The sequence below is a fragment of the Pseudomonas sp. EA_65y_Pfl2_P74 genome, assembly GCF_963970575.1.
In the GTDB taxonomy this organism is placed as follows: Bacteria; Pseudomonadota; Gammaproteobacteria; order Pseudomonadales; family Pseudomonadaceae; genus Aquipseudomonas; species Aquipseudomonas baetica_A.
Genome location: NZ_CAXAOQ010000004.1, coordinates 76,560 through 98,100, shown reverse-complemented (window position 1 = coordinate 98,100; position 21,541 = coordinate 76,560). Strand labels below are relative to the sequence as shown.

At 58.7% G+C, this 21,541-nt stretch carries 22 protein-coding genes; 3 read left to right on the top strand and 19 right to left on the bottom strand.

Annotated elements, in window-relative coordinates; all coding sequences use genetic code 11:
- Nucleotides 1-7: 7 nt before the first annotated feature.
- The 5 genes from AACY18_RS04115 to AACY18_RS04095 form a co-directional block, all read right to left on the bottom strand.
- Nucleotides 8-616, bottom strand: a complete 609-nt coding sequence (locus AACY18_RS04115; RefSeq protein WP_339430571.1) for a phage baseplate assembly protein V — start codon at nt 614-616, stop codon at nt 8-10.
- Between the two features lie 3 nt (nt 617-619).
- A complete protein-coding gene (locus tag AACY18_RS04110; protein WP_339430570.1) occupies nt 620-1,141 on the bottom strand; it encodes a hypothetical protein in 522 nt (173 codons plus the stop codon).
- A 74-nt stretch (nt 1,142-1,215) separates the two neighbouring features.
- The gene (locus AACY18_RS04105) at nt 1,216-1,557 is read right to left on the bottom strand and encodes a phage holin family protein (RefSeq protein ID WP_339430569.1); all 342 of its coding nucleotides are present in this window, start codon (nt 1,555-1,557) and stop codon (nt 1,216-1,218) included.
- 234 nt (nt 1,558-1,791) lie between these two features.
- On the bottom strand, nt 1,792-1,935 hold the full coding sequence (locus AACY18_RS04100; RefSeq protein ID WP_339464345.1) for a hypothetical protein: 144 nt from the start codon (nt 1,933-1,935) through the stop codon (nt 1,792-1,794).
- Nucleotides 1,936-2,083: 148 nt separating this feature from the next.
- Entirely contained in the window at nt 2,084-2,827 is a 744-nt protein-coding gene (locus AACY18_RS04095; RefSeq protein WP_339430568.1) for a LexA family transcriptional regulator, read from the bottom strand.
- Nucleotides 2,828-3,027: 200 nt separating this feature from the next.
- On the opposite strand from AACY18_RS04095, the gene mutS reads away from it, so the two are divergent.
- Nucleotides 3,028-5,610: a DNA mismatch repair protein MutS gene (gene mutS / locus AACY18_RS04090; RefSeq protein WP_339464344.1), complete on the top strand. Its 2,583-nt coding sequence runs from the start codon at nt 3,028-3,030 to the stop codon at nt 5,608-5,610.
- Nucleotides 5,611-5,773: 163 nt separating this feature from the next.
- Nucleotides 5,774-6,097: a ferredoxin FdxA gene (gene fdxA, locus AACY18_RS04085; protein WP_054047139.1), complete on the top strand. Its 324-nt coding sequence runs from the start codon at nt 5,774-5,776 to the stop codon at nt 6,095-6,097.
- A gap of 488 nt (nt 6,098-6,585) precedes the next feature.
- Here fdxA and rpoS read toward each other — a convergent pair whose 3' ends face one another.
- The 8 genes from rpoS to AACY18_RS04045 all read right to left on the bottom strand — a co-directional run bounded on the left by rpoS (nt 6,586) and on the right by AACY18_RS04045 (nt 13,788).
- On the bottom strand, nt 6,586-7,593 hold the full coding sequence (rpoS, locus tag AACY18_RS04080) for an RNA polymerase sigma factor RpoS (RefSeq protein ID WP_221732467.1): 1,008 nt from the start codon (nt 7,591-7,593) through the stop codon (nt 6,586-6,588).
- A 106-nt stretch (nt 7,594-7,699) separates the two neighbouring features.
- On the bottom strand, nt 7,700-8,566 hold the full coding sequence (locus tag AACY18_RS04075; RefSeq protein WP_339430566.1) for a peptidoglycan DD-metalloendopeptidase family protein: 867 nt from the start codon (nt 8,564-8,566) through the stop codon (nt 7,700-7,702).
- 212 nt (nt 8,567-8,778) lie between these two features.
- On the bottom strand, nt 8,779-9,414 hold the full coding sequence (locus AACY18_RS04070) for a protein-L-isoaspartate(D-aspartate) O-methyltransferase (RefSeq protein WP_339430763.1): 636 nt from the start codon (nt 9,412-9,414) through the stop codon (nt 8,779-8,781).
- Nucleotides 9,415-9,455: 41 nt separating this feature from the next.
- A complete protein-coding gene (surE, locus tag AACY18_RS04065; protein ID WP_339430565.1) occupies nt 9,456-10,205 on the bottom strand; it encodes a 5'/3'-nucleotidase SurE in 750 nt (249 codons plus the stop codon).
- Entirely contained in the window at nt 10,193-11,251 is a 1,059-nt protein-coding gene (gene truD, locus AACY18_RS04060; protein ID WP_339464343.1) for a tRNA pseudouridine(13) synthase TruD, read from the bottom strand. Before truD ends, surE begins: the two co-directional genes overlap by 13 nt.
- Nucleotides 11,248-11,721, bottom strand: coding sequence for a 2-C-methyl-D-erythritol 2,4-cyclodiphosphate synthase (gene ispF, locus AACY18_RS04055; RefSeq protein WP_221732463.1), 474 nt, complete (start codon nt 11,719-11,721; stop codon nt 11,248-11,250). The genes truD and ispF overlap by 4 nt, the downstream gene beginning before the upstream one ends.
- A 43-nt stretch (nt 11,722-11,764) precedes the next feature.
- Complete coding sequence (fghA, locus tag AACY18_RS04050; protein ID WP_339464342.1) at nt 11,765-12,610, bottom strand: S-formylglutathione hydrolase; 846 nt, start codon at nt 12,608-12,610, stop codon at nt 11,765-11,767.
- A 65-nt stretch (nt 12,611-12,675) separates the two neighbouring features.
- Nucleotides 12,676-13,788 (bottom strand): S-(hydroxymethyl)glutathione dehydrogenase/class III alcohol dehydrogenase, encoded by a 1,113-nt coding sequence (locus AACY18_RS04045; RefSeq protein ID WP_339430562.1) that lies wholly within the window; start codon nt 13,786-13,788, stop codon nt 12,676-12,678.
- A 106-nt stretch (nt 13,789-13,894) separates the two neighbouring features.
- On the opposite strand from AACY18_RS04045, the gene AACY18_RS04040 reads away from it, so the two are divergent.
- On the top strand, nt 13,895-14,791 hold the full coding sequence (locus AACY18_RS04040) for a LysR substrate-binding domain-containing protein (protein WP_339430561.1): 897 nt from the start codon (nt 13,895-13,897) through the stop codon (nt 14,789-14,791).
- A gap of 27 nt (nt 14,792-14,818) precedes the next feature.
- On the opposite strand, the gene ispD is transcribed toward AACY18_RS04040, so the two are convergent.
- From ispD to tilS, 6 genes are all read right to left on the bottom strand, one after another.
- The gene (ispD, locus tag AACY18_RS04035; RefSeq protein ID WP_339464341.1) at nt 14,819-15,526 is read right to left on the bottom strand and encodes a 2-C-methyl-D-erythritol 4-phosphate cytidylyltransferase; all 708 of its coding nucleotides are present in this window, start codon (nt 15,524-15,526) and stop codon (nt 14,819-14,821) included.
- Complete coding sequence (gene ftsB, locus AACY18_RS04030) at nt 15,523-15,801, bottom strand: cell division protein FtsB (protein ID WP_339430559.1); 279 nt, start codon at nt 15,799-15,801, stop codon at nt 15,523-15,525. The genes ispD and ftsB overlap by 4 nt, the downstream gene beginning before the upstream one ends.
- 169 nt (nt 15,802-15,970) lie before the next feature.
- On the bottom strand, nt 15,971-17,260 hold the full coding sequence (gene eno / locus AACY18_RS04025; RefSeq protein ID WP_339430558.1) for a phosphopyruvate hydratase: 1,290 nt from the start codon (nt 17,258-17,260) through the stop codon (nt 15,971-15,973).
- A gap of 157 nt (nt 17,261-17,417) precedes the next feature.
- Nucleotides 17,418-18,263, bottom strand: coding sequence for a 3-deoxy-8-phosphooctulonate synthase (kdsA, locus tag AACY18_RS04020; protein ID WP_339430557.1), 846 nt, complete (start codon nt 18,261-18,263; stop codon nt 17,418-17,420).
- A gap of 5 nt (nt 18,264-18,268) precedes the next feature.
- On the bottom strand, nt 18,269-19,900 hold the full coding sequence (locus tag AACY18_RS04015; RefSeq protein ID WP_339430556.1) for a CTP synthase: 1,632 nt from the start codon (nt 19,898-19,900) through the stop codon (nt 18,269-18,271).
- 274 nt (nt 19,901-20,174) lie between these two features.
- Nucleotides 20,175-21,491 (bottom strand): tRNA lysidine(34) synthetase TilS, encoded by a 1,317-nt coding sequence (gene tilS, locus AACY18_RS04010; RefSeq protein ID WP_339430555.1) that lies wholly within the window; start codon nt 21,489-21,491, stop codon nt 20,175-20,177.
- Nucleotides 21,492-21,541: the final 50 nt, after the last annotated feature.

The following is a 21,541-nucleotide window of genomic DNA, read 5'->3' as shown; positions in this document are numbered from 1 at the left end:
TCTTGAATCAGGGGCTGATGACACGGCCCTGGTGATCGACCAATGGGCCGCTGAAGTGCACGCCCGAGGCGTCGATGGTCAGGCCGACCGCGCCCAGTTGCAGGTTGATCGCCTGCGGGGTCATTGCCAGTCGCGCGGCGCCGATGCTCAGCTCAAGCGCTTCGCGAGAACCACTGAAGGCTGCCGGGCCGTTCTGCCAATGCAGGGTGTGTGTGGCGTCGTCGTAGCCGCTTTCGCTGCCGTCCTGATGCACGCGTCGCGTCAGCGTCGGTACGGTCGAAGCCGGCGGAAAACGGTCACTGTTCAGACCGAAAAGCGCCACGCTCTGCGCGCTGCTTTCACCGCTGCCGTAGTTGAACAGCAGACACTGCTCACCCACGGTCGGGATCCGCGATTCACTTTGCGCTCCGGCGCTCGGGTTGAAGAACTTGATGGCCGGCGTGAGCAGGCCACCGTGGCTGACCGTGCAGGTGTTGCTCGCCGCGTCGACTGTCTGGCAGACGCCGATGCGGCAGTAGCTTTCGGCGCGCCGATGCAGGTCTTCGATTTCCGCTTCCATCTCGGCCAGACGTTCGATGACCGGGCCCAGTTGCATGCGCAGCAATGCGTCGAACATCGGTCAGGCCTCCAGCGCGGTGTATTGGTCGGGGTCGTCGATATTGCTGACTTCCCAGGTACGGGCGAATTTCGGCGTGCCGAGCGGGTCATCAAGCAAGGTCGGGCCGAGGTAGAGGGTCTGGGTGAACGTCAGGGTCCAGGCTTTGTATTGCTGCTCGGCGCGGATGAGCAATGAAGGCAAGCCGTCAATGTTCATTGGCAGATCGCATTGATCGCCGGGCAGGTTCCAACGGTTGTCGGTAATCAGGTTTTTCAGCACGGCGATCAGATCGCACGCTGCAAACGCCGTGGCGGAAAGTGCCGGGATGACTTGCAGCGACAGCGTCAGCACATGAGCGATACGTCCATCAGCGGCACGTATTCCCGGTGCGTTGCGGTCAAAGTCGATCAACACCCAGGCCTGATCGCCGGGAGCACTGAAGTCTTCGTGACCGCCAACCTGCACATTCAGGCCGGTGGCGTTGCGCAAGGTTGTCGCCATCGCGGTGAACAGCTGCGAGGGCTGCTGGATCGGTGCCGGCATGTATTGACCTCCTTTTCAAATGTCCACGCAAAACCCCGCCGCAACAGTTGCGGCAGAGCAAATCAGTGAAGGGGTTAGTGTGGATCGCGCGGCGCTGGCACTTCGCAGACGCCGATGCGCTTGGCCGCCCAGCGTTCGTAAAGACCGATGGCCACGTCGGCGCCGGCCATTGCGGTCAGGCAACCAATTGCGCACGCAGCCCAGATCGACATGCCGGCGGCGTACAGCAGCATGATCGCCGAGACGCCGCAAATAACGCAGGCCCCTGATCGTAATGCCAGACGTCGCATCAGCGCCCAGCCACGAGCGCCCTCCTTATCGGCCCGCCACATTTCGCCGGATACCCCGCCGACCAGGGCGAGCAGGATGACCAGCCAGATAGGCATGTCCGCCAACGCTTGTTGCTCGTTTGTCATGTCACGCCTCCTGGTGTGATTGATGAATAGTGTGTGTTGGGTTCAAACGGTTTCTCTTGAGGTAGGCATTCCAAAAAGCCCGGCAAATCCGCCGGGCTTTTCAGTAATGCGCTCCTTCGCCTTCCTTTAAATCCTGTGTTCAAAAAAGGAAGCTGACTTTTCGGCGCTACTGGCGCGGTACGAGTCCATTCAAATTGTTTTTCCGACCGCGGTCCCTGCCCGCCGGATAACTGCTTATGGTGCTTTACGCTGCACACCCGGGTCAGTTGCCAACCCTCTGAACCGTTGAGGCCGGTTCATCGCTGCCTGTTCTTGTGGAACTAAAGAGCTTTCGTTTCCAGCCGCTTTGTCGAGCGGCTTGGTGGTAATAATATGCATGGATGCATATCCAGTCAATGCGCAAATGCATTTATTTATGCGCGCAGCATGCGTTCATGCATGAAAGCCGCATAAATCAAGGCGCTGGGGGTTTTGCACAGGCGAAAAAAAACCCGCCGAGGACGGGTTTTATCTGACCGGGGTCTGCTTAACGGGCGTACATGCCCCACCAGAAGACGTGACCGAGGATGACGATCTGCTCTTCCTGGATTTCCTGGAAGGTGTAGTCCTCGTCCGGATGTTCGTCGCGGTTGAAGCTGCGCAGGCGAATGCCCGTAGGCAGGCGATAGAGTTGCTTGACCCGCAACTGGCCGTTGTGATTGATCGCATACAGGTCGCCATCAATGATGTCGCCGATGCCACACTTGCCCGCATTCACACCAACGGTGGCGCCATCGCGCAACACCGGCGTCATGCTGTTGCCACGCACGGTCACGCATTTGGCCTGGTCGAACTGCACGCCGTTGTGCCGCAGGCTGCGCTTGCCGAAGCGCAGGCTGGAGCGCTCGCTTTCTTCGATGACGAATCTTCCTGATCCAGCTGCCAATTCAACCTCGCGAAGAAAGGGTACCGACACCTCGTCGTCATCGACAGGGGTGTCGTCGTCCCACAGCATTATGTCCTTGAGTTCCGCATGCACGTCACCACGCGCGGCACCGGCCGACGGCGCAACATCCGCGCGCCCGCGCAACTGATCGGTGCTGACATTGAAGTACTCGGCGATCTTCGAGATGTGTTTATCCGAAGGATCGACGATCTTCCCGCTGAGAATCCGCGAGAGAGTGGATTGAGGCACGCCGGTGCGACGGTGGAGCTCCGTGGGGGAGATCCCGTGCTGGTCGAGCAGTGCTCTTAAGACGGAGGATACGTTGCGTTTTTGCATAACGCGCATAGTGCTTGAAGTTTTTCGCGAAGACAAATGCTGATTTGCATAAATCGTGCATAAATCACATTTAAATGCAGAAAACTGTCAGCGGGCCGTCGCGCCTGCGTCGGGCAGACCGCTCATGGTAACCTTGCGCTCATCGCGTAAAAGCCTGGCAGATGCCTCGCTTTTGCCCTACACCTTTGAACGAGTTGCCTGACAATCCGATGAATAAAGCCGTCTCCGACCTGTCCTCCCACACCCCGATGATGCAGCAATACTGGCGCCTGAAGAACCAGCACCCGGATCAGCTGATGTTCTATCGCATGGGCGACTTCTACGAGATCTTCTACGAAGACGCGAAGAAGGCCGCCAAGTTGCTGGACATCACCCTGACCGCGCGCGGGCAGTCGGCGGGGCAGGCAATTCCGATGTGTGGGATTCCTTACCACGCGGCGGAAGGTTATCTGGCGAAACTGGTCAAGCTCGGCGAGTCGGTCGTGATCTGCGAGCAAGTTGGCGATCCGGCCACCAGCAAAGGCCCGGTGGAACGTCAGGTGGTGCGGATCATCACCCCGGGCACGGTCAGCGACGAGGCGCTGCTCGATGAGCGCCGCGACAACCTGATCGCGGCGGTATTGGGTGACGAGCGTTTGTTCGGCTTGGCCGTGCTGGACATCACCAGTGGTAACTTCACCGTGCTGGAGATCAAAGGCTGGGAGAACCTGCTGGCGGAACTGGAGCGGGTCAACCCGGTTGAGCTGTTGATCCCGGACGATTGGCCGAAAGATCTGCCAGCGGAAAAACGCCGTGGCGTGCGTCGCCGTGCGCCGTGGGATTTCGAGCGTGACTCGGCGCTCAAGAGTCTCTGCCAACAGTTCTCCACCCAGGACCTGAAAGGTTTTGGCTGCGAAAACCTGACCCTGGCCATCGGCGCTGCCGGTTGCCTGTTGGCCTACGCCAAGGAAACCCAACGCACCGCCCTGCCCCATTTGCGCAGCCTGCGCCATGAGCGCCTCGACGACACCGTGGTGCTGGACGGCGCAAGCCGCCGCAACCTGGAACTCGACACCAACCTGGCCGGTGGTCGCGACAACACCCTGCAATCGGTGGTCGATCGTTGCCAGACCGCGATGGGCAGCCGTTTGCTGACCCGTTGGCTGAATCGTCCGCTGCGTGACTTGACCGTACTGCTGGCGCGCCAAACCTCGATCACTTGTCTGCTCGACGGCTACCGCTTCGAAAAGCTGCAACCGCAGCTCAAGGAAATCGGCGATATCGAGCGGATTCTGGCGCGAATCGGTCTGCGCAATGCCCGTCCCCGTGACCTCGCGCGGCTGCGTGATGCCCTCGGCGCCCTGCCGCAACTGCAAGTGGCGATGACCGATCTGGAAGCGCCGCACTTGCAACGTCTGGCCACCACCACCAGCACCTACCCGGAACTGGCGGCGCTGCTGGAAAAAGCCATCATCGACAACCCGCCTGCGGTGATCCGTGACGGCGGCGTATTGAAAACCGGTTACGACAGCGAACTCGACGAGCTGCAATCGTTGAGCGAAAACGCCGGCCAGTTCCTGATCGATCTGGAAGCGCGGGAGAAAGCCCGCACCGGCCTGGCCAACCTGAAAGTCGGTTACAACCGTATTCATGGCTACTTCATCGAGTTGCCGAGCAAGCAGGCTGAATCGGCTCCGGCAGACTACATCCGCCGTCAAACCCTCAAGGGCGCCGAGCGCTTCATCACACCGGAACTGAAAGAATTCGAAGACAAGGCACTGTCAGCCAAGAGCCGTGCCCTGGCCCGCGAAAAGATGCTCTACGAAGCGCTGCTGGAAGATCTGATCAGCCAGTTGCCCCCGTTGCAGGACACCGCCGGTGCGCTGGCCGAACTGGACGTGCTGAGCAACCTCGCCGAACGTGCGCTGAACCTTGACCTGAACTGCCCGCGCTTCGTCAGCGAGCCGTGCATGCGCATCACTCAGGGGCGTCACCCGGTGGTCGAGCAAGTGCTGACCACGCCGTTCGTGGCCAACGATCTGAGCCTGGATGACAACACGCGCATGCTGGTGATCACCGGCCCGAACATGGGCGGTAAATCCACCTACATGCGCCAAACCGCATTGATCGTGCTGCTGGCGCATATCGGCAGCTTCGTACCGGCAGCCAGTTGCGAGTTGTCACTGGTCGACCGGATCTTCACCCGGATCGGTTCGAGCGATGACCTGGCCGGTGGCCGTTCGACCTTCATGGTGGAAATGAGCGAAACCGCCAACATCCTGCACAACGCTACCGAGCGCAGCCTGGTGCTGATGGACGAAGTCGGTCGCGGTACCAGCACCTTCGACGGTCTGTCGCTGGCATGGGCGGCGGCCGAGCGTTTGGCGCATCTACGCGCCTATACGTTGTTCGCTACGCACTATTTCGAACTGACCGTTTTGCCGGAAGCCGAGCCACTGGTAGCGAATGTGCATCTCAACGCCACCGAGCACAACGAACGCATCGTGTTCCTGCACCACGTCCTGCCCGGACCTGCCAGCCAGAGCTATGGCTTGGCGGTTGCACAACTGGCCGGTGTGCCGAGCGAAGTGATCGTACGCGCCCGCGAACATCTGAGCCGCCTGGAAGACACCGCTTTGCCACATGAAGCGCCAAAACCAGCGGCCAAGGGCAAACCGGCGACACCGCAACAAAGTGACATGTTCGCCAGCCTGCCGCATCCGGTGCTGGATGAGTTGGCTAAGCTGGATCTGGATGACCTGACGCCGCGTCGGGCGCTCGAAATGTTATATGCACTGAAGAACCGGATCTAAGCACTAACGAAGCGGATATAACGCAAACGGCTTCAAGCTGGTAGAATCTCGCGCGGTTTGGGATGCTGCCGGCTAATAGCCTGGCTGGCAGACATCGCTCCCGAACCTGGCGCCCCCTACCGTGAAGGGGCAACGCTGCCGCCGCCTGAGGAGAGAATTAGAAATGACCTTCGTCGTCACCGACAACTGCATCAAGTGCAAGTACACCGACTGCGTAGAAGTGTGTCCGGTGGACTGCTTTTACGAAGGCCCGAACTTCCTGGTGATTCACCCGGACGAGTGCATCGATTGCGCCCTGTGCGAACCAGAATGCCCGGCCGTGGCCATTTTCTCCGAGGACGAAGTTCCGGAAGAGATGCAGGAGTTCATTCAACTGAACGTCGAGTTGGCCGAAATCTGGCCGAACATCACCGAGAAGAAAGAATCGATGCCAGACGCCGAAGAGTGGGATGGCGTCAAAGGCAAGATCAAAGACCTCGAACGCTGATCTGTCACGCGCTCGATAAAAAGGCCCCTTGCGGGCCTTTTTGCTTTGCCGGGTTTTGCCTTTTTACAGGCAAAAAAAAGGGGCGGTTTGACCCGCCCACATTTTTTCCCTATTCCCTGTGTTCCTTTTCATCGTCCTGATGAATCGCTTCCTGCGATGTCCGTTCCCCTCATCCTTGAAGGGCGTGTCTGTCCGTCGACACAACCCAGATACTAAAGAGTTCCCTGCCAAGAGCAATTGCCTCTGGACGCCAAAATGGGCTGTCACAAGCACCTCATATCAAAAAATAATCTTATTAATCATAAACTTAAGAAACATAAGCTCGCTCAATCGGCTTCTTCTGCCGTGTAAAAATAGCGAACACTTACGAAACAGTAAGAAATGGCTTACAAACTGAGACTACATCGCGCCAAGTAAACCCGCGTTAATCCACAAAACAAAAAGCCCCGAACCAGTCGGGGCTTTTGGCGGTCGGTCTATCGAGTGGCTTACTGGAACAGCGACTCGCTCGACAGACCGTTCTTTTCAAGGATTTCGCGAAGGCGTTTGAGGCCTTCCACCTGAATTTGCCTGACACGTTCCCGGGTCAGCCCGATCTCCAGGCCTACATCTTCCAGCGTGCTGCTTTCGTGGCCGCGCAGGCCGAAGCGGCGTATGACCACCTCACGCTGCTTGTCGGTCAGTTCAGACAGCCACTGATCGATGCTCTGTGACAGGTCATCATCCTGCAGCAGTTCGCATGGATCGGTTGGACGATCATCAGTGAGGGTGTCGAGCAGGGTTTTATCCGAATCCGGACCCAGCGAGACGTCGACCGAAGAAACCCGTTCATTCAGGCCCAGCATACGCTTGACCTCACCTACCGGTTTTTCCAGCAGGTTGGCGATTTCTTCGGGTGAAGGTTCGTGATCGAGTTTTTGCGTCAGCTCCCGTGCAGCCCGCAGGTACACATTGAGCTCCTTGACCACGTGAATCGGCAACCGGATGGTCCGGGTCTGATTCATGATGGCGCGCTCGATGGTCTGACGAATCCACCAGGTCGCGTAGGTCGAGAAGCGGAAGCCGCGCTCGGGATCGAACTTTTCCACCGCCCGGATCAGCCCGAGGTTGCCCTCTTCGATCAGATCCAGCAGTGACAGCCCCCGATTGACGTAACGCCGGGCGATTTTGACCACCAGCCGCAGGTTACTTTCAATCATGCGCTTACGCCCGGCCGGATCGCCACTTTGCGACAATCGCGCAAAATGAACTTCTTCCTCCGGGGAGAGCAATGGGGAAAAGCCGATTTCGTTGAGATACAGTTGCGTGGCATCGAGTGCCCGCGTGTAGTCGATGTACTTGTGTTGTTTAAGTGAAGCGGAGTGTTTGGATTTGGAACGAACGGAAGGTGGAGCAGCCCCTTCATCATTCGACATCGAATCCGAATCAATGACGGTTTCCATAAGGAGAACCTCATCGTCGATGTCAAACTCCGGCACTTCTTTACTGAGAGCCATTGTTATAGTCCTTTGGTGAGTTCGACCCCAAGCTCAAGCGACGCCTTTATCCTTGGCAGCGCTGGAGCCTGTCCCCTCTACGCGACGGAACAGGCTGGCTTACAAATCAACGTCTTGGCAGGAACTGCAGCGGATCTACAGGTTTACCTTGTCGGCGAATCTCAAAATGCAGTTTCACCCGGTCTGTACCCGTTGACCCCATTTCGGCAATTGTCTGTCCGACCTTGACCTGCTGTCCCTCCCGAACCAACAGCCGACGGTTGTGACCGTAAGCACTTACGTAGGTTTCGCTGTGTTTGATGATGACCAATTCGCCGTAGCCCCTTAAGCCACTCCCGGCGTATACAACCGTCCCATCAGACGCAGCTAAAACAGGCTGTCCCAAATCCCCGGCGATATCAATTCCTTTATTCAAACTACCGTTTGAAGAGAATTTCCCGATCAGGATGCCATTAGATGGCCATCCCCAGCCGGTAGGGGCCGGACCCGCTGGAGGCAGTGGAGCGGGCGCTGGCTTGCTGGCGACGGACGGTACAGCGCCCGTAGAACCGGTGGTTGTAGTGGTTGTCGTGCCATTCGCCTGGCGCCGGATTACCGTGGTTTTACTCGACGATGAAGGCGAAGAACTGGAGCGGCTCACCACCGCCGTGGACGTTGAACCGGTGCGGCCATCAAAGCGAATTGTCTGACCTGGGTGGATCGTGTACGGCGTAGGAATATTGTTCCGAGCCGCGAGGGCTTTGTAGTCCCAGCCGTAGCGAAACGCGATGGAGAACAAGGTGTCCCCCTTTCGGACTACATACTGCCCAGTTGTCACTGTAGGACGCTGAGCGACCGCGTTGCGATCAACGACTCGAACATTGCTCGATTTGGTGCTGGAGCAACCCACTAACAAGGTGCTCAAGACAAGGCCAGTCACCAGGCGCTGAAAGCTCGTGTTAACCATACGCTGCGCAATGACTGTGAGACTCACCCGCCGCTCCCTTTGTGGTGGCTGAAAAATTTGAAATGCCGGCTTTCGGCATGAAGTGTCGCCAGTATAACGGGCCGAATCAGCTTTACCTTTAATGTTGCGAAATGGCTTCGCGCACACGTTTGCAAGCTGACAACCTGCTGCGTTTAAACCCTCGCCACCGAAGTAAGACCAAAGCGAACGAAAGGAATTCAGCGCCTTTGAATATATGCTCAGGCCAGCGGCCCATTGAGCAAAGGCACGAATCGCACAGCGCCCAAAACGTGTCGGGAAAAGCCGTGCTCTTCGCGCACGATCAGCATCAGTTGCTGTTCTTCACCCGAGCCTACCGGGATCACCAGGCGCCCGCCCGGAGCCAACTGATCGAGCAACGCTTGCGGCACGTCGGTGGCCACGGCAGTGACGATAATACCGTTGTACGGCGCCAGTGCCGGCCAGCCTTCCCAACCATCGCCCCAACGGAACACCACGTTGCGCAAGTTCAGTTCGACCAGACGTTCCTTGGCGCGATCCTGCAAAACCTTGATGCGCTCAACCGAGAAGACCCGCTCCACCAGTTGCGACAACACGGCGGTCTGGTAACCGGAGCCGGTACCAATCTCCAACACCTTGTCCAGCGGCCCGGCCTCCAGTAGCAACTCGCTCATGCGCGCCACCATATAAGGCTGGGAGATGGTCTGGTTGTGGCCGATCGGCAACGCCGTGTCTTCATAAGCGCGGTGCGCCAGCGCTTCGTCGACGAACAGGTGACGCGGCGTGCGCCGGATCACTTCCAGTACCTTAGTGTTGGACACACCCTCTTCGTACAAACGCTGAATCAGACGCTCGCGCGTTCGCTGGGAAGTCATGCCGATGCCGCTACGCATTCTGTCTTCGTGTTCACGAGCCATCAGCGCAGCCCCTCCAGCCAGCCGTCGAGCCCTCTGAAGGCATCGTTGAAGGTGCGATCAAGCTGCAACGGAGTAATCGAAACATAGCCCTGCATCACGGCATGGAAATCAGTCCCGGGGCCGCCGTCTTCAGCATCGCCGGCGGCGGCAATCCAGTAACCAGACTTGCCGCGCGGATCGACCACTTTCATTGGCGCCGCCGCCCGAGCGCGATGACCGAGTCGGGTCAACTGAATGCCGCGAATATGATCAATCGGCAGATTGGGAATGTTCACGTTGAGCACCGTGCGCGGCGGCAGATCGAGCCCGGCATGGGCCTCGACCAGCTTGCGCGCAAAGTAGGCCGCCGCAGGAAGATTATCCACCTGACGTGAGACCAGCGAAAAGGCGAACGAAGGGCGCTCGAGAAACCGGCCTTCAAGGGCTGCCGCCACTGTCCCGGAATACAACACGTCATCGCCGAGATTGGCGCCGAGGTTGATACCGGAAACCACCATATCCGGTTCGCGCTCCAGCAAACCATTGAGGCCCAGGTGCACGCAGTCGGTCGGTGTGCCATTGAGGCTGATGAAGCCATTGGCCAGATATTGCGGATGCAATGGACGGTCGAGCGTCAGCGAACTGCTGGCGCCGCTTTTGTCCTGCTCCGGGGCGATAACCACGCATTCGGTGTAATCCGCCAGCGCAGCATAAAGCGCGGCGAGACCGGGTGCGGTTACCCCATCGTCGTTAGAAATCAGAATACGCATGGGCTGTCCGTCTGCCCCACCGGCACCAGATCAACGAGCTCGCGCACCAATACGGTGGCGAAGCATCCGGCCGGGAGGACGAATTCCAGTTGCAGAATGTCAGGCTGGGGATAATGCCACGTCAACCCGCCAATGGGCAGTCGCAGGATGCGACGTTCGTGGCTCATGCCGGCGTGAATCAACCAGTCACGCAGTTCTGCTTCACGGGCGGCAATCCCCTGTTCCAGATCATGGACAGCGCCAGCGGTCGGAGCGTCACCTTCGCCCCACTGCGGGCCGGTCGGGTGCAGATCGAGAATCGCCAGACGCGGATCGCTGCACTCGGCTTCACCGGCCGGGAAAAAGCTGCGGCTATCGGTGAACGCCAACAGATCGCCGACCAGCGCGCGCTGCCAGGTGCCATCAGCGACCCGCGCCGCCAGCACCTGATTGAACAGAAAACTGCGCGCCGTCGACAGCAGGCGCGAACGCACATTGCGCTGCTCTGGCAAGGCCTTGCGCGCCGCCCATGCACGCGCATCGACGACGTTGCCACCGTCATGGCCGAAACGCTGGGCGCCGAAATAATTGGGAATGCCTTGTTTGGCGATCAACTGCAGACGCCGCTCGATCGCCGCCTTGTCGCCGGCGAACTGGGTCAGGCGCAAGGTAAAGCCGTTGGCCGAATGCGCACCACGTTGCAGCTTGCGCTTATGGCGGGTGGTCTTGAGGATTTTCAGTGTGTCGTTTTCCGCCGCCGACAGATCCGGGTCAGCCTTGCCCGGCAGTTGCACGCTGAACCACTGACGGGTCAGCGCCTGCCGATCCTTGAGCCCGGCGTAACTGACGGTGCGCAACGGGACGCCGGCAGCCTTGGCGATACGCCGCGCGGCCTCTTCAGTGTTCAGACCCCGTTTTTCGACCCAGATCCACAAGTGTTCGCCATCGCCGCTGAACGGGATGTCGAGCACTTCATCGACCTGAAAATCTTCCGCGATGGCTTTCAGTACCGCAGTGCCGAGGGGTTCGCCATAGGCCCGCGGGCCGAGCAATTGCAGTTCATTCATGCGCGCAGCAACAAGGCAACGGAGTGCACGGCGATGCCTTCTTCGCGACCGACAAAGCCAAGCTTTTCGGTGGTGGTAGCTTTCACGTTCACTTGATCCAACTCAACTTGTAGATCCGCAGCGATCAGCGCGCGCATCGATTCGATATGCGGGGCCATTTTTGGCGCCTGGGCGACGATGGTGTTGTCGACATTGCCGACTTTCCAGCCTTTGGCGTGGATCAACCCGACCACATGACGCAGCAATGCGCGACTGTCGGCGCCCTTGAACTGCGGGTCGGTGTCCGGAAAGTGTTTGCCGATATCACCCAGCGCAGCTGCGCCGAGCAAGGCATCGCTCAAGGCGTGCAGCAGGACGTCACCGTCGGAATGAGCGAGCAGCCCGAAGCCGTGTGCAATCTGCACGCCGCCCAGAGTAATGAAATCGCCTTCAGCGAAACGGTGCACATCATAGCCGTGGCCAATACGCATAAAAAAACGCCCCGATTTTTGTCAGGGCGTGATTCTACCTGCATTAACCGCGCAGAGCGCGTGCGTGATGCTGCAAGTGGTCGTCTATGAAGCTTGAGATGAAGAAATAACTGTGGTCGTAGCCCGGTTGCAGGCGCAACGTCAGCGGATGGTTCGCTTGTTTTGCCGTTTGTTGCAGGGCTTCGGGTTTAAGCTGGGTGGCCAGGAAGTCATCCCGATCACCTTGATCAACCAGCAGCGGCAGCTTTTCGTTGGTTTCGGCGATCAGCGCGCAGGCATCCCATTCTTTCCACTTCGAACGGTCTTCACCCAAATAGCGCGAAAACGCCTTCTGCCCCCACGGGCAATCCATCGGGTTATTGATCGGCGAAAAGGCCGACACCGATTGGTAACGCCCGGGATTACGCAACGCACATACGAGCGCGCCGTGACCGCCCATGGAGTGGCCGCTGATGCTGCGCTTATCGGAGGCCGGAAAATGCGCTTCAACCAGTGAAGGCAATTCCTGCACGACATAGTCATGCATCCGATAGTGCCTCGACCACGGTTCCTGCGTGGCATTGAGATAAAATCCGGCACCGAGGCCGAAGTCCCACGCACCTTCAGGATCGCCCGGCACATCAGGGCCACGCGGACTGGTGTCCGGCGCCACGATGATCAAGCCGAGCTCGGCGGCCATGCGCATGGCGCCGGCTTTCTGCATGAAGTTTTCATCGGTACAGGTCAGGCCCGATAGCCAGTACAGCACCGGTAACTTGCCGCCCTGCTCCGCCTGTGGCGGCAAGTACACGGCAAATACCATGTCGCAGCCGAGCACATCCGAGCGATGGCGATAGCGCTTGTGCCATCCACCAAAACTTTTCTGACAGGAGATATTTTCCAGACTCATGTAAAGACTCCTACGCGGCCGACGCTGCAAGCCTTCAAGACTTGCAGCCATGACGTCGCGATTGATCAGAAATGAATGACGGTACGAATGCTCTTGCCTTCGTGCATCAGGTCGAATGCCTTGTTGATGTCTTCCAGGCCCATGGTGTGGGTGATGAACGTATCCAGTGGAATTTCACCGCTTTGGGCCATGTCGACGTAGCTTGGCAGCTCGGTGCGACCACGCACGCCACCGAACGCCGAACCGCGCCAGACGCGCCCGGTCACCAGTTGGAATGGACGAGTGGAGATTTCCTGGCCCGCACCGGCCACGCCGATGATCACCGACTCACCCCAACCCTTGTGGCAGCATTCCAGCGCTGCGCGCATCAATTGCACGTTACCGATACATTCGAAAGAAAAGTCGACACCGCCGTCGGTCATGTCGACGATCACTTCCTGGATCGGACGATCGAAGTCTTTCGGGTTAACGCAATCGGTGGCACCCAACTGTTTGGCGATCTCGAACTTGGCCGGGTTGATATCGATGGCGATGATGCGCGAAGCCTTGGCCTTCACGGCGCCGATGACCGCCGACAGGCCAATGCCGCCGAGACCGAAGATCGCTACGGTGTCACCCGGCTTGACCTTGGCGGTGTTGATTACGGCGCCGATACCGGTGGTGACGCCACAGCCCAGCAGGCAAACCTTCTCCAATGGCGCGTCCTTGGCGATCTTGGCCACGGAGATTTCCGGCAACACGGTGTATTCGGAAAAGGTCGAAGTCCCCATGTAGTGGAAAATCGTTTCGCCTTTGTAGGAAAAACGCGAAGTGCCGTCCGGCATCAAACCTTTGCCCTGGGTGGCACGAATCGCCTGACACAGGTTGGTCTTGCCCGACTTGCAGAATTTGCACTGGCCGCATTCCGGGGTGTACAGCGGGATCACATGATCGCCAACGGCAACCGAGGTGACACCTTCGCCGATCGCTTCAACGATGGCGCCGCCTTCGTGGCCGAGGATCGATGGAAAGATGCCTTCCGGGTCAGCGCCGGACAACGTGTAAGCGTCAGTGTGGCAAACACCGGAAGCCACCACGCGCAGCAACACTTCACCCGCCTTGGGCATGGCGACATCGACCTCTACGATTTCCAGCGGCTTCTTGGCCTCGAAGGCAACGGCGGCGCGCGACTTGATCATGCTGACTCTCCAGTGAATAAAAACGAGACACGCAGTGTAGTTCAGCGCCAACTGATGAATAATCCGAACAAAAGCAAAACATTATTGCCACACAGGGATAATCCCGATGACCGACAACCGCTGGGAAGGCATCGATGAATTCGTCGCCGTTGCCGAATGCAGCCAATTCACCGCCGCTGCCGAACGCCTTGGTGTTTCTTCCTCACACATCAGTCGACAAATCGTACGACTGGAAGAGCGTTTACAGACACGCTTGCTCTACCGCAGCACTCGTCGAGTGGCACTGACCGAGGCCGGCCAAACCTTTCTGCAACATTGCCAACGCTTGCAGGACGGGCGAGAAGAAGCTCTGCGCGCGGTCGGCGATCTGACCAGCGAACCCAAAGGCATGCTACGCATGACCTGTGCCGTGGCATACGGCGAACGTTTTATCGTGCCGCTGGTGACGCGATTCATGGGGCATTACCCGCAACTGCGCGTTGACATCGAACTGAGCAACCGTCAACTCGATTTGGTGCATGAGGGTTTGGATCTGGCGATTCGCCTGGGCCGGTTGCAGGACTCGCGACTGGTCGCTGCTCGCTTGGCGCCACGGCGCATGTATCTGTGTGCGTCGCCGTCCTACCTGGAAAGGTATGGCCGCCCACACAGTTTGTCGGAACTGAGCCGGCACAATTGCCTGATCGGCAGCTCGGATATCTGGCAACTGGAACAGAACGGTCGGGAATTTTCCCAACGGGTACAGGGAAACTGGCGCTGCAACAGTGGGCAAGCGGTGCTGGATGCGGCGCTGCAAGGGGTCGGTCTGTGTCAGTTGCCGGACTATTACGTGCTGGAGCACCTGCACAGCGGCGCGTTGATTTCGTTGCTGGAGGCCCATCAACCGCCGAATACCGCGGTGTGGGCGCTGTATCCGCAGCAGCGGCACCTGTCGCCGAAAGTGCGAAAACTGGTGGATTTCTTGAAGGAAGGGTTGGCCGAGCGGCCTGAGTATCGCAACTGAGGGATGGGTTGTTTATGCGACCGGGATTCAGCGGCGATTGGCCCAACGCTGACGCAGCCACTCCAGATCTTCCGGCCGGGTCACTTTGAGGTTATCCGCGCGCCCCTCGATCAGACGCGGCGCCAGACCAGCCCACTCCATCGCCGAGGCCTCATCGGTAATCACTGCCTGCGCGACCAGACTGTCCGCCAACGCCCGGTGCAGCGCACCAAGGCGAAACATCTGTGGCGTATAAGCCTGCCAGATCACACTGCGATCAACGGTTTCGACAACACGACCATGCTTGTCGACCCGTTTGAGCGTGTCGCGCGCAGGCACCGCCAGCAAACCGCCCACCGGGTCAGTGGCCAGTTCGGCAAGCAACTTGTCGAGGTCATCACGGCTCAGGTTAGGTCGTGCCGCATCGTGCACCAGCACCCAATCGTCATCGTCGGCACCCTGCGCATTCAGATGCAGCAAGGCATTGAGCACCGAGCCAGAACGTTCGGCCCCGCCGTCTACCCGCTGAATACGCGGATCGTTGACGCAAGCAAGGTTCGGCCAATAAGGATCATCAACAGCAAGACTGACCACCAACCCCATGAGGCTCGGGTGATCGAGGAAACAGCCGAGGCTGTGTTCGAGAATTGTGCGCCCGTCCAGTTGCAGGTATTGCTTGGGACGGTCCGCGGCCATTCGGGCACCCACGCCCGCGGCAGGAATCACGGCCCAGAAGGCCGGCAGCGAATCGTTCATTGAGCCAACTGATAAAGGGTTTCGCCGTCCTTGACCATGCCCAGTTCATGGCGAGCTCGTTCCTCAACGGTCTCCATGCCTTTTTTCAGCTCACTGACCTCAGCGTCCATCACCCGGTTGCGCTCCAGCAAGGCTTCGTTCTCGGCGTGTTGATCAGCAATCTGCTGATTCAGTTCGGCGACCTGCGCCAGACTGCCATCGCCCACCCACAGACGGTACTGCAGACCGGCCAGTAGCAAGAGCAACACTAGAAACAACCAGTAGGGACTGCGCATCGAATATCAGGTATCCAGTGAAAAAAGACAGCCATGCAAAATTTGAAACGTCTGATAGCACGAAGCCTGGAAGAACCAGGCTTGTGCTTTCAAGGCATCAGATTAGTGGCAAATCCATCGCTGTCACGACTTTTCCGACACAATCCGGTGTCCTTCCATCAGTTTGCGCTTAACCGCGGAACTCGCTACGACCGTTGTACTTGGCTTTGCCATTCAACTGCTCTTCGATACGCAGCAGTTGGTTGTACTTGGAAACGCGGTCGGAACGGCACAGCGAACCGGTCTTGATCTGGCCAGCCGAGGTGCCCACAGCCAGGTCGGCAATGGTCGAATCTTCGGTTTCGCCCGAGCGGTGCGAGATCACGGCGGTGTAACCGGCAGCCTTGGCCATCTGGATGGCTTCCAGGGTTTCGGTCAGCGTGCCGATCTGGTTGAACTTGATCAGGATCGAGTTGGCGATCTTTTTATCGATGCCTTCTTTCAGGATCTTGGTATTGGTCACAAACAGGTCGTCGCCAACCAGTTGAACCTTCTCCCCGATCTTGTCGGTGAGGATCTTCCAGCCAGCCCAGTCGGACTCGTCCAGACCGTCTTCGATCGAGATGATCGGATAACGTTCGGTCAGGCCTTTGAGGTAATCGGCAAAACCTTCAGCGGTAAATACCTGACCTTCTCCGGACAGGTTGTACTTGCCGTCTTCGTAGAATTCGCTGGCCGCGCAGTCCAGCGCCAGGGTCACGTCGGTGCCCAGCTTGTAACCGGCGTTGGCTACGGCTTCGGAGATCACTTTCAAAGCGTCTTCGTTGGACGCCAGGTTCGGTGCGAAACCGCCTTCGTCGCCAACAGCGGTGCTCAGGCCACGAGCCTTCAGTACAGCTTTGAGGTGATGGAAAATCTCGGTGCCCATGCGCAGACCTTCCGAGAAAGACTTGGCGCCGACTGGCTGAACCATGAATTCCTGGATGTCGACGTTGTTATCGGCGTGCTCGCCGCCGTTGATGATGTTCATCATCGGCACCGGCATCGAGTAAACACCCGGAGTGCCGTTCAGGTTGGCGATGTGCGCGTACAGCGGCAGGTCCTGATCCTGTGCAGCAGCCTTGGCCGCAGCCAGGGACACGGCGAGGATGGCGTTGGCGCCCAGGGTTGCTTTGTTTTCGGTACCGTCGAGCTTGATCATCGCGTGATCCAGGGCTTTCTGGTCGCTAGGGTCGGCGCCCAGCAGCAGATCGCGGATCGGACCGTTGATGTTGGCTACCGCTTTGAGCACGCCCTTGCCCAGGTAACGGCTCTTGTCGCCATCACGCAGCTCGAGCGCTTCACGCGAGCCAGTGGATGCACCGGATGGCGCGCAGGCGCTGCCGATGATGCCGTTGTCGAGAAGCACGTCCGCTTCCACGGTGGGATTGCCACGGGAGTCGAGAACTTCACGACCTTTGATGTCGACGATTTTTGCCATTGTTGTAAACACTCCAAAGTTGACGAAAACGACGCAGCTAGAGGAAATCTTTTTACCGTCGGCAAGGGGTGTGCAGCGGGCAGTCTTGCAGACGATAACGCTCATGCCCGAGGGCATGAGCGACAAATCGTGCGGTACTTTACCGGAGAATTGAGGTTTACGCGGTTTCTACCGTCGGAAAACTCTTCACCAGTTCGTCCAAAGCTTTGAGCTGGGCCAGGAATGGCTCCAGTTTGTCCAGACGCAAGGCGCAAGGGCCATCGCATTTGGCGTTGTCCGGGTCTGGGTGGGCCTCAAGGAACAGACCCGCCAAGCCTTGGCTCATGCCAGCCTTGGCCAGATCCAGAACCTGTGCGCGGCGACCGCCGGCGGAGTCGGAACGACCGCCAGGCATTTGCAGCGAGTGAGTCACGTCGAAGAACACCGGGTACTCGAACTGCTTCATGATGCCGAAGCCGAGCATGTCGACCACGAGGTTGTTGTAGCCGAAGCTCGAACCACGCTCGCAGAGGATCAATTGGTCGTTACCCGCTTCCACGCACTTGTTCAGGATGTGTTTCATTTCCTGAGGGGCGAGGAACTGGGCTTTCTTGATGTTGATCACGGCATTGGTCCTGGCCATCGCGACAACCAGATCGGTCTGGCGCGACAGGAAGGCCGGCAACTGGATGATGTCGCAGACTTCAGCAACGACCTGAGCCTGATCAGGCTCATGGACGTCGGTGATGATCGGCACGCCAAAGGCTTGTTTGATGTCCTGGAAGATGCGCATGCCCTCTTCCAGGCCAGGACCGCGATAAGAGGCCACAGAAGAACGGTTGGCTTTGTCGAAGCTGGCCTTGAACACGTAAGGGATGCCGAGCTTTTCGGTAACCTTCACGTACTCTTCGCAAACCTGCATGGCCATGTCACGGCTTTCCAGCACGTTCATGCCGCCGAACAGCACCATGGGTTTGTCGTTGGCAATTTCGATGTCGCCGACGCGGATGATCTTCTGTGCCATCGGGGTTACGCCTTCTTCTGGTGTTGAGCCAACGCTGCTTTGACAAAACCGCTGAACAGCGGATGGCCATCGCGTGGTGTCGAGGTGAACTCAGGGTGGAACTGGCAAGCCACGAACCATGGATGATCCGGTGCTTCAACCACTTCAACCAGCGCAGCATCAGCGGAACGACCGGAGATTTTCAGGCCGGCTTCGATGATTTGCGGCAGCAGGTTGTTGTTCACTTCGTAACGATGACGGTGACGCTCGACAATCACGTCCTTGCCGTAGCAATCGTGCACTTTGGAGCCGGCTTCGAGCAGGCAATCCTGAGCGCCGAGACGCATGGTGCCGCCCAGGTCGGAAGCTTCGGTACGCACTTCAACGGCACCGGTCGCATCTTCCCACTCGGTGATCAGGCCCACGACCGGGTGACCGCTGGCGCGATCGAACTCGGTGGAGTTGGCGTCTTTCCAGCCCATTACGTTACGGGCGAACTCGATGACTGCCACTTGCATACCCAGGCAGATACCCAGGTACGGAACCTTGTTTTCGCGAGCGTACTGAACAGCGGTGATCTTGCCTTCCACGCCACGCAGACCGAAGCCACCCGGCACCAGAATCGCGTCAACACCTTCGAGCAGCGCAGTGCCCTGGTTTTCGATGTCTTCGGAGTCGATGTAGCGCAGGTTGACCTTGGTGCGGTTGCTGATGCCGGCGTGACTCATCGCTTCGATCAGCGACTTGTAGGCGTCCAGCAGCTCCATGTATTTGCCGACCATCGCGATGGTGACTTCGTGTTCCGGGTTCAGCTTGGCATCAACCACTGCTTCCCACTCGGACAGATCAGCGCTGCCGCATTGCAGGCCAAAACGCTCGACAACGAAATCGTCCAGGCCCTGGGAATGCAGGATGCCCGGGATCTTGTAGATAGTGTCGGCGTCTTCCAGCGCGATCACCGCACGTTCTTCAACGTTGGTGAACTGAGCGATTTTGCGACGCGACGAGATGTCGATCGGGTGATCGGAACGGCACACCAGCACGTCTGGCTGCAGGCCGATCGAACGCAGCTCTTTTACCGAGTGCTGGGTTGGCTTGGTTTTGGTCTCGCCGGCCGTGGCGATGTACGGCACCAAGGTCAGGTGCATCAGCATCGCGCGCTTGGCGCCGACTTCGAAACGCAATTGACGAATGGCTTCGAGGAACGGTTGCGACTCGATGTCACCCACGGTGCCACCGATCTCGACCATGGCCACGTCAGCATCGCCAGCACCCTTGATGATGCGGCGCTTGATTTCGTCGGTGATGTGCGGGATCACCTGGATGGTTGCACCCAGGTAGTCACCACGGCGCTCTTTGCGCAGCACGTGCTCGTAGACACGGCCGGTGGTGAAGTTGTTGTTCTGGGTCATGGTCGTGCGGATGAACCGCTCGTAATGGCCCAGGTCCAGGTCAGTCTCGGCACCGTCATGGGTGACGAACACTTCACCGTGCTGGAACGGGCTCATCGTGCCCGGGTCAACGTTGATGTACGGATCCAGCTTAAGCATGGTGACTTTAAGCCCCCGCGCCTCCAGGATGGCCGCCAATGAAGCCGAGGCAATGCCTTTCCCCAATGAAGAAACAACACCGCCCGTGACGAATATGTAGCGCGTCATGAAAAACCCTAGAAGTCTGCGTTAAAGCGGTACGAGCCGCCGGGGAAAGCGAAGGAAGGCCGAAGCCCCCGATCACCAGCGTTAATCACAGTGCACCTTTCAAAAAAACCGCCGCGTTGGGACAGACCGGCAGATGAAACACCGGTACGTTGTGCGCTACACATTTTTTGGAATCGCCCAGCAAAGACTGCTTGGTAATCGGCAACTCCTGCAATTCAGGCGAATCCACAGAAGTTGTATCAAGAAGGGAGCGTAGTCTACCGGAATGCCCCTTTCATCTCAAACCTTGATCTTCGTCTGTTGGCTGCCAACTCATTTTCCAGCCGTCCTGCTCGTGGCCATCAAGTCCCGGCAGGTTCGCCACCGCGAGCAATTCGTCACCGCGAAAAAGCAGCGGCAATCTGCCACGCACGAAACCCGGCACCGCACGCTCATTGAGCAACCGTTTGAGGTCGCGATGGCCGCGATCCGCCAAATGCATCACTTCGCCACCCTGCCGATAGGCAATGCGTAACGGGCCGCAGGGAGCCTGACCGCTGAACATGACCCCCCCGTTATGGGGCAAGCTTAGCGGCGACGCCGGTGCCTGCCACTCGCCGTCGATCACTGGAGCGCGCAGCCAGTCGCCACTGAGCCACCACAGACGACCGGCACTGCGATGCAACTCGCCATCGGCCAGACGCCAGACCGGCGAAGCATCGTGACTGGCATTGCACAGATCCGCCCAACCAGACCAATGGTCGGTGTCAGGCAAACGTGTCAGCGGTTCGAGCCAATGACTCAGCGCATTTCGTTGCCGGGGGGCGGTGAGAGCGCAAAGTGGCGCCAACGCCAGAGACGGCAAGCGCAGCCATTGGAACTCATGAGGCGTTGCAGCCTGTGCCAGATCGATTTGCGCCAATTCATCGAGCAAACCCTGCGCCTCACGCAGATGCGCAGCGCTGCGCGCCATGCTTGCTGGCGCTTGCGGCCAGCGACTGCTCAGCAGCGGCATGACCTGATGGCGCAGGTAATTACGCGAGAACTGACGATCCTGATTCGACGGGTCTTCGATCCAGTGCAATTGATGAGCTTGTGCGTAGGCCTCCAGTTCAGCCCGAGGGACATCAAGCAAAGGTCGAATCAGAACACCCCGCCCCAGCGCTCGCTGGCTCGGCATGCCCGATAATCCTCTGACACCTGCGCCACGCAACAGACGAAACAGTAATGTTTCGGCCTGATCATCCCGATGCTGACCGGTCAGCAGCACATCATTGGCCTGCGTCAGCGCACCGAACACCGCATAACGCGCATTGCGCGCCGCTCGCTCCAGACTCGCACCCGGTTGCACCGTGACCCGCTCCACTTGCAATGGAACACCCAGCGCATCACAGAACGACTGGCAATGCTGTGGCCACGCATCCGCCGCAGGCTGGAGGCCGTGATGAATGTGGATGGCGCTTAGCGCCGGAAGGGATTGGTCTTTTACGAGATCGGCAAGCAGATGCAGCAGGACGGTCGAGTCGAGACCACCGGAGAAAGCGACGCGCCATGCAGTGGCGTTGCGCCAAGCTGCAAGATTCAGCAGAAGCCGGGAAGGCAGATCACTCACGGACTGACCCCTATCTAACTCTTTGCCCAAATCAAAGTGGGAGCGGGCTT